Source organism: Geobacillus sp. CCR (genome assembly GCF_052906625.1).
Map to the genome: position 1 here is coordinate 20788 of NZ_JBREBQ010000035.1, position 6645 is coordinate 27432.

At 52.5% G+C, this 6645-nt stretch carries 9 protein-coding genes and 1 pseudogene; 7 read left to right on the forward strand and 3 right to left on the reverse strand.

The window, feature by feature from the left end; translation table 11 throughout:
* Positions 1–2: 2 nt before the first annotated feature.
* A complete protein-coding gene (locus ACVBDQ_RS14705) occupies positions 3–1781 on the forward strand; it encodes an ABC transporter ATP-binding protein (RefSeq protein WP_023634181.1) in 1779 nt (592 codons plus the stop codon).
* A gap of 57 nt (positions 1782–1838) precedes the next feature.
* Here ACVBDQ_RS14705 and ACVBDQ_RS14710 read toward each other — a convergent pair whose 3' ends face one another.
* Positions 1839–2018 carry an aspartyl-phosphate phosphatase Spo0E family protein gene (locus ACVBDQ_RS14710; protein ID WP_011230836.1) on the reverse strand — a complete coding sequence of 60 codons (180 nt, stop codon included), beginning with the start codon at positions 2016–2018 and terminating at the stop codon, positions 1839–1841.
* A gap of 168 nt (positions 2019–2186) precedes the next feature.
* Between ACVBDQ_RS14710 and ACVBDQ_RS14715 the strand changes: the two genes are divergently transcribed.
* The 3 genes from ACVBDQ_RS14715 (at position 2187) to ACVBDQ_RS14725 (ending at position 4000) form a co-directional block, all read left to right on the forward strand.
* Positions 2187–2894 (forward strand): cytochrome c biogenesis protein CcdA, encoded by a 708-nt coding sequence (locus tag ACVBDQ_RS14715; RefSeq protein WP_021322230.1) that lies wholly within the window; start codon positions 2187–2189, stop codon positions 2892–2894.
* Positions 2895–2962: 68 nt separating this feature from the next.
* Positions 2963–3319, forward strand: coding sequence for a response regulator (locus tag ACVBDQ_RS14720; protein ID WP_011230839.1), 357 nt, complete (start codon positions 2963–2965; stop codon positions 3317–3319).
* A 201-nt stretch (positions 3320–3520) separates the two neighbouring features.
* The gene (locus ACVBDQ_RS14725) at positions 3521–4000 is read left to right on the forward strand and encodes a CcdC family protein (RefSeq protein ID WP_020278238.1); all 480 of its coding nucleotides are present in this window, start codon (positions 3521–3523) and stop codon (positions 3998–4000) included.
* A 189-nt stretch (positions 4001–4189) separates the two neighbouring features.
* On the opposite strand, the gene ACVBDQ_RS14730 is transcribed toward ACVBDQ_RS14725, so the two are convergent.
* The gene (locus ACVBDQ_RS14730) at positions 4190–4624 is read right to left on the reverse strand and encodes a DUF2621 domain-containing protein (protein WP_011230841.1); all 435 of its coding nucleotides are present in this window, start codon (positions 4622–4624) and stop codon (positions 4190–4192) included.
* Between the two features lie 271 nt (positions 4625–4895).
* On the opposite strand from ACVBDQ_RS14730, the gene ACVBDQ_RS14735 reads away from it, so the two are divergent.
* A complete protein-coding gene (locus ACVBDQ_RS14735; protein WP_173426829.1) occupies positions 4896–5570 on the forward strand; it encodes a cell wall hydrolase in 675 nt (224 codons plus the stop codon).
* Between the two features lie 42 nt (positions 5571–5612).
* Positions 5613–5747: pseudogene (locus tag ACVBDQ_RS14740) on the forward strand (PTS lactose/cellobiose transporter subunit IIA); the annotation flags it as partial.
* A 210-nt stretch (positions 5748–5957) separates the two neighbouring features.
* Here ACVBDQ_RS14740 and ACVBDQ_RS14745 read toward each other — a convergent pair.
* Positions 5958–6104, reverse strand: a complete 147-nt coding sequence (locus ACVBDQ_RS14745) for a small acid-soluble spore protein P (protein WP_011230843.1) — start codon at positions 6102–6104, stop codon at positions 5958–5960.
* Positions 6105–6229: 125 nt separating this feature from the next.
* Here ACVBDQ_RS14745 and ACVBDQ_RS14750 point away from each other — a divergent pair, with 125 nt between their 5' ends.
* Entirely contained in the window at positions 6230–6490 is a 261-nt protein-coding gene (locus tag ACVBDQ_RS14750; RefSeq protein WP_011230844.1) for a hypothetical protein, read from the forward strand.
* Positions 6491–6645: the final 155 nt, after the last annotated feature.

A 6645-nucleotide genomic window follows, 5' to 3' on the forward strand; every position in this document is an offset into this window, starting at 1 on the left:
GGATGAACGACCGATGGTTGACAACAAAAGAGCAGCGGCGCGTCTTATGGCGGCTGCTCGCTTATATGGGAAGATACAAAAAAGAAACTGCGCTTGCGTTTGCGCTTCTTCTGTTGGCAACGGCCGGGGAGCTTTCCGGCCCGTATTTGGTGAAAGTGTTCATTGATGACTATTTGGTGCCGGGCCGCCTCGCTTTTGGACCGGTGGCGGCGCTGGCCGCCGCCTATCTCGGCGTGCTCGTCTTGAAAACGATCATTTCCTACTTCCAGCTTGTCGAGTTTCAGCGGCTCGCTTTGTACGTCATTCAAGCGCTGCGGATGGATGTGTTTGCGAAAGTGCACCGGCTCGGGATGAGCTATTTTGACCGGACGCCGGGCGGAAGCATCGTTTCGCGGGTGACGAACGATACAGAAGCGATCAAGGACATGTTCATCAGCGTCCTAGCGGCCTTTGTGCAAAACGGCTTGTTTGTCATCGGCGTGTTTGTCGCCATGTTTTCGCTTGATGCTAAGCTTGCGTTGTTTTGCCTGTTCATCCTCCCGGCGATCGCGTTCATCATGCACACATACCGCCGCTACAGCTCAGTGTTTTATCAAGAGATGCGCGAACGGCTGAGCGAACTGAACGCCAAATTGAACGAATCGCTGCAAGGAATGGCCGTCATTCAAGCGTTCCGCCAGCAGCGCCGTTTATATCAAGAGTTTGCCGCCGTCAATGAAGCGCATTACAAGGCGGGGATGAAAAACATCCACCTTGATGGACTGCTGCTTCGACCGGCGATCGATGTGGTGTATATGTTGTCGATCATGGTTGTGCTCAGCTTTTTTGGCATCACGGCGCTTGATGGCCCAGTTGAGATCGGCGTGCTGTATGCGTTTGTCAACTATTTGGAGCGCTTTTTCGAACCGGTGACGCAAATGATGATGCGCCTGTCTCTTTACCAGCAGGCGATCGTTTCCGCCTCTCGCGTGTTTGCCCTTCTTGATCATCAAGAAGAGGCGCCGGCCAATCCAAATTGGTCGCCGCATGTGATCGAGCGCGGGGAAATCGAATTTCGGGATGTCAGCTTTTCCTACGACGGCAAACGGGATGTGCTGAAACGGCTGTCGTTTGTCATCCGTCCAGGTCAGACGGTCGCGTTTGTCGGCCATACCGGCAGCGGCAAAAGTTCGATCATCAACTTGCTCATGCGCTTTTATGAGTTTGACCGCGGCGATATTTTGCTTGACGGCCGGTCGATCCGCGATTACTCGCGCGCCGAGCTGCGCCGCCGCCTCGGCCTTGTCTTGCAAGATCCGTTTTTGTTTTACGGGACGGTCAAAGAGAACATTCGCATGTATAATCAGGAACTGGACGACGAAGCCATTAAGGAGGCCGCTCGGCTCGTGCAGGCCGATGCGTTTATTGAGCAATTGCCCGGCGGCTACGACCATGTGCTCGCCGAGCGCGGGGCGACGTTATCAAGCGGTCAGCGCCAGCTTCTTTCCTTTGCTCGCACGATCGCTGCTGATCCGAAAATTTTGGTGCTCGATGAGGCGACCGCCCATATTGACACCGAAACAGAGGAAGCGATTCAAGATGCGCTCATGCGCATGCGGAAAGGGCGGACGACGATCGCCATCGCCCACCGTCTATCAACGATTCAAGACGCTGATCAAATTTTCGTCCTCCACCGCGGCGAAATCATCGAGCGCGGTACGCATCAGCAACTGCTGGCGCAAAAAGGGCTTTACTACCAAATGTACTTGCTGCAAAACGGCCTCGTCGACGTCCATGCGTAAATGGCGGCGTTTTGCCGCCCCTGCTTGGAACAAAAAGAAGAAAGCGCCATGTCCCGCCTAGCGGGAGGCGCTTTGCTTTCGCCGCTTGGTTTGTTCGCGTTGATAGGCATTGAGCAACGTGTCAAGTTCTTTGCTGATTTTCATGGCCGCCGCCGAGTTTAACCCCGTTTTGGCCACCGTGTCGACAAGCTCCATCCGCTTTTGTTCAATCAAGGTCAACAATTTGCATTTCGGCACGAATCGACCGTCCTTTGCTTGAAGTATTGTGTATGGTGCTTTATACTATTTTATCAGTGAACGCAAAAATGGAAAATAGAAAAATTGACCAGGAACAATGAGAAACGTGTTACGGGAAGAAGGAATTCTGCTAAAATAAAAAGTAAAAAAGCAGGGGCTGGTTCACCAATGAATGATCTCAATCTATTTTTAGCGTTCGGCGCCGGGTTTTTGTCGTTTATTTCCCCGTGCTGCTTGCCGCTTTATCCGGCGTTTTTATCGTATATCACCGGCGTGTCGGTCAGCGAGTTGAAAGAGGAAAACGCGATGCTGAACCGCCGCAGCTTATGGCATACGCTTTGCTTTTTGCTCGGCTTCTCGCTCATTTTTATCTCGCTTGGCTTTGGCACCTCGCTTCTTGGAAGGCTGTTTGTTGATTATCAAGATGCGATCCGGCAAATCGGCGCGGTCGTGATCGTCGCTCTTGGCCTCGTCGTCGCCGGGCTGTGGAAGCCGGCGTTTTTGCTGAAAGATCGGCGCATTTCGTTTCGTGAACGGCCATCGGGATATGTCGGCTCCGTGCTGATCGGCATGGCGTTTGCCGCCGGTTGGACGCCGTGCATGGGGCCGATTTTGGTGGCGGTTGTCGCTCTAGCCGCCACCAACCCGGGCTCAGGAATGATGTATATGCTTGCTTATACGCTTGGATTTGCCATTCCGTTTTTCATGTTGTCGTTTTTTATCGGCAAGCTGCAATGGATCCGCCGCCATAGCGCATCCATCATGAAGGCGGGCGGCTATGTCATGGTGGCGATGGGCGTCGTTTTGTACTTTGATTGGATGACAAAGCTGATTGCTTATATGACAAGCTTGTTTGGCGGATTTACTGGTTTTTAGCGGCGATGGAGCCGCCCTTTGTGCGGCTGTTGTTGGAGGAATATCGTTGAGGAGAGGGCGATGGAAAGATGGCTGCCATTTTAATTGCTGACGATGCGAAGTTTATGCGGGTAACGCTGGCGCGCATACTGGAAAAAACGGATCACACCGTAGCCGGTGAGGCGGAAAACGGCAAAGAGGCGGTCGAGCTGTATCGCCGGCTGCGCCCCGATCTTGTCATCATGGACATTACGATGCCGGTCATGAATGGGATTGAAGCGGTGCGGGCGATTAAGGAGATCGATCCCGGGGCGAAAATCATCATCTGCTCGGCGCTCGGGCAGCAGCGTATGGTCGTTGAGGCCATTGAAGCCGGAGCGGCTGACTTCATCGTCAAGCCGTTTGAAGAAACCCGCGTGCTCGAGGCGATTGCCCGTCTTTTGTAAGCGGGCTTTGGCTTCGTACGGCATAGGAAGGCGCCGGCTTATGACCGCTGGAAAACAGCTGACTGCGTTCCTCTTGGCAAGCGAGAGGGATGAAGCGAGCGCGATGTTTGGCGAAGGCGGGGGCGGCTGGAGAGGGCGGTAGGCAAGCGGAGCGGTTTTTGCTATAATAGCGTTGTCCGTGAATTTTGTCGGAAGAAGGTGATGGCTTTGGCGTTCATTACATCGCTCATCGCCGTTGTGATGGCGTTTTTCATCTTTTTTGTGCGCATGAAGGCGTCGGAAAAGCCGACGAATGCCAAAAAAATTATTTTGCCGCCGCTGTTTATGAGCACCGGGGCGCTGATGTTCATCGATCCGGTCTTTCGCGTTACGCGCGGGGAGCTCATCGAAGCGGTCATTCTCGGCCTGTTTTTCTCGCTGTTTCTCATTAAAACGTCAAAATTTGAAATCCGCGGCAGCGATATTTATTTGAAACGCTCAAAATCCTTTATTTGGATTTTGCTCGGGTTGATTGTCATTCGTCTTGGCTTGAAAACGTATTTAGGACGAACGATCGACTACCGCCAGTTAAGCGGCATGTTTTATTTGCTCGCGTTTTCGATGATCGTCCCATGGCGGATTGCAATGTACGTTTCGTATAGAAAGCTGGCGGCGCAGCTGAAACCGCCAGTGCTGACATAAAGAGCTGTCCCGCTGATGGACAGCTCCCTTTTTTGTTGCGCCAAGCCGCTTCACTTCGCTTCCCTGGAATTGTCCCGCAGACGGAGCTGAAGTCGTCGGTCCCGGCCTAAAAAGCTGCTTGTTTGGGCCGCTTTTTCCATGCTGAAACAGACGAAAGCCGCCGGTCAGCCTTAGACGAAAGGCGGAACGTCAGCGGCTTTCCAATAAATGTTTATAAGGGGCGAGATCGATGTTCTTCGCCTGCAATGTCCGGATCAAAAACTTATGGTCGCGCTTGGGGGTTGCGATGATATAGCCGCGGATCAGCAAGTCGCGTGTGATGCGCGGCGCCTGTTCCTTGAGCGCAAGCTCGCCGATTTTGCCGGCGATCTTTTGCCGCGCGACGTCGCGGAACAATTCCGGCACAGGGCGAACCAATTCCTCAAGCAGCGCTTTTTCTTCTTCCCCCCATAGATGACGCGTCTGTTCAATGTAATATTCCTGCCAGTCGAGCTCCGATTTCCCATCTTCTTTCGGCAGCCGCTTCAAAAACTTGCGGAACATGAAAAAGCCGCCGATCGACATCATGACAAGCAAAAAGACGACCCAAAGCAAAATAAACCAAAGAAACCATCCGGTCAGCACGATCCCCACCCCAACATGATGATCAACTGTTTTTGCCATAGGCAAGATTCGTCTACTATTATGTCGAAAAGCTTGCTGTTTGGCAAGTTTCAAACAGCGGCTTGTTACGAAGCGTAACGCAACTGTAATGCAACTGTAAAAAAGCTTGTCCCACCTTACAGCGCCAATGGATTGAAAGCCGCCGGCCGCTTTGTATGGAAAAGATATACAGTGACGTTCCCTTCTTTGCCTGCTAATCTAGTAAACAAAGAAAAAAAGCCAAAAGGCAACGATGAGGGGGATGCGCAGAGTGAAAGTGAAAAAGACGATTGCAGCGCTCACGATCATTTGCTGTATGGCGTTAAGCTCTCATGGGCTGTCGGCGGAAGCGGCTGGCTCGTATACATACTATCAAGTGAAAAAAGGGGATACGTTGTCGAAGATCGCCAAACAATATCATACTACGGTTGCCTCGTTAAAGTTGTTAAACGGGTTAAAAAGCGATGTGATTTATGCCGGCGAAAAGATAAAAGTGCCGGCTGCGGCGAAGCGATCGGCTTCGGCGCCGGCAAAGAAGAAATCGATCTCATTAAGCGCCGCCGACCGGAAGCTGCTCGCCCAGCTTGTGCAAGCGGAGACCGGTTCGAGCGAGCCGTTTGCCGGCAAGGTGGAAGTGGCGCTTGTGATTTTAAACCGCACAAAGCATCCGGAGTTTCCAAAGACGGTGCGCGGCGTCATTTATCAAAAAACGAAATCCGGCTATGCGTTTGTGCCAGCCAAAACGGGGAAATTGACCCGCATTCAGCCGACCAAGCAAGATTACGAGGCGGTCGACAAGGCGCTAGCCTTATTCCCAAACGATCGCCGCGGCTCGCTTTATTTCTACAATCCGAAAATCACAAAAGACAAATGGATGTTGTCGCGTCCGGTGACGATTCGCATCGGGCACCATGTCTTCGCGAGATGAACGGGGTCGAATAAGGCCTCGTTCTTTTGTTTTGTGCATAGCGGCGGGCAGCCGGTGGTGACGCTTCTGATGGTGCATGCCCAAGATCATTTAATGACGGCGATCACGGTCAAGGATTTAGCCGCTGAATTCGTGGAGCTGTATGAAGCGCTCAAGCGGCAAACAACCGAATCATAATTGTCGTCGGCCGGCTTGTTGACCGGGTGAGGATGATTCGCTTCAACGGGAATGAACCCAAGGCGGGCGGCAACGGGCTGTTCTAGCGACCGCCCGCTTTGTTGATTTTACAATAATTTTATTATGTGAACATAAGGGCGCCAGCCGTTCAGCCCTCCCGGCTGCCGCCGGTCTCGGCTGAACGGAGAAGGAAAACTCCGCTTGTTTGCGTCACATATCGTGGCTTGTGTTGTGCTTTTGCCGCGTGTGATTGCGGTTCTTCACTTTTTTCGAACCGTCAAGCGGCTCCGGCTGCCCAGGATTGTCGCCTTTTGGGGCGTTTTTGCGCATATCTTTGCCGTCGTTTTTGTTCGTCATTTGTTGTCCCTCCTTTGTCCGTTAGCATGCGGCGTTGTGCTTTCGCTTATTCGGCGCATAATTTGCGCCCGGTTTGAAACGATAAGTAGTGAACGACCGCAATGACTGCGAAGGAGGGACGAGCCATGGTTTACCATAAAACGAAGCAAGAGGCGTTTCAAGCAGCGCAAAAGGCGACGATGGAAGCGAAAGAATGGCACGATCACTTGGTGCGTGATCAAGCCGACTACGGCCACCAGCTGGCCCATCTTCGGCAAGAAGTAAACGAGGCGTTCGCCCAAATTGAAAACGCGCTCGAAGTTGCCTCGGAAACGCAGCGCGTGCAGCTCGAAAAATTCCGCAGCGATTTGCAGGCGATCGTTGACGAAGTCAATGAAAACGAGTAAGGGAATGCCGGCGGCGGACATTCCCTTTTTTCATCCTATTTCGCGCAGGAGACTCCCACTTCAACGACCAAAGGGAGTAAGTGGGAGAGGAATGCGCGTTCCCCCCTTTCTTTTGTGTATGATATAATAAAGGCGTGGAGAAAACCGTTCAATAA

Excerpts from the sequence above, each read along its gene's own strand:
- ACVBDQ_RS14705 (WP_023634181.1), top strand. The coding sequence starts at position 3 with ATGAACGACCGATGGTTGACAACAAAAGAGCAGCGGCGCGTCTTATGG.
- ACVBDQ_RS14715 (WP_021322230.1), top strand. The coding sequence starts at position 2,187 with ATGAATGATCTCAATCTATTTTTAGCGTTCGGCGCCGGGTTTTTGTCG.
- ACVBDQ_RS14720 (WP_011230839.1), top strand. The coding sequence starts at position 2,963 with ATGGCTGCCATTTTAATTGCTGACGATGCGAAGTTTATGCGGGTAACG.
- ACVBDQ_RS14725 (WP_020278238.1), top strand. The coding sequence starts at position 3,521 with ATGGCTTTGGCGTTCATTACATCGCTCATCGCCGTTGTGATGGCGTTT.
- ACVBDQ_RS14735 (WP_173426829.1), top strand. The coding sequence starts at position 4,896 with ATGAGGGGGATGCGCAGAGTGAAAGTGAAAAAGACGATTGCAGCGCTC.
- ACVBDQ_RS14745 (WP_011230843.1), bottom strand. The coding sequence starts at position 6,104 with ATGACGAACAAAAACGACGGCAAAGATATGCGCAAAAACGCCCCAAAA.
- ACVBDQ_RS14750 (WP_011230844.1), top strand. The coding sequence starts at position 6,230 with ATGGTTTACCATAAAACGAAGCAAGAGGCGTTTCAAGCAGCGCAAAAG.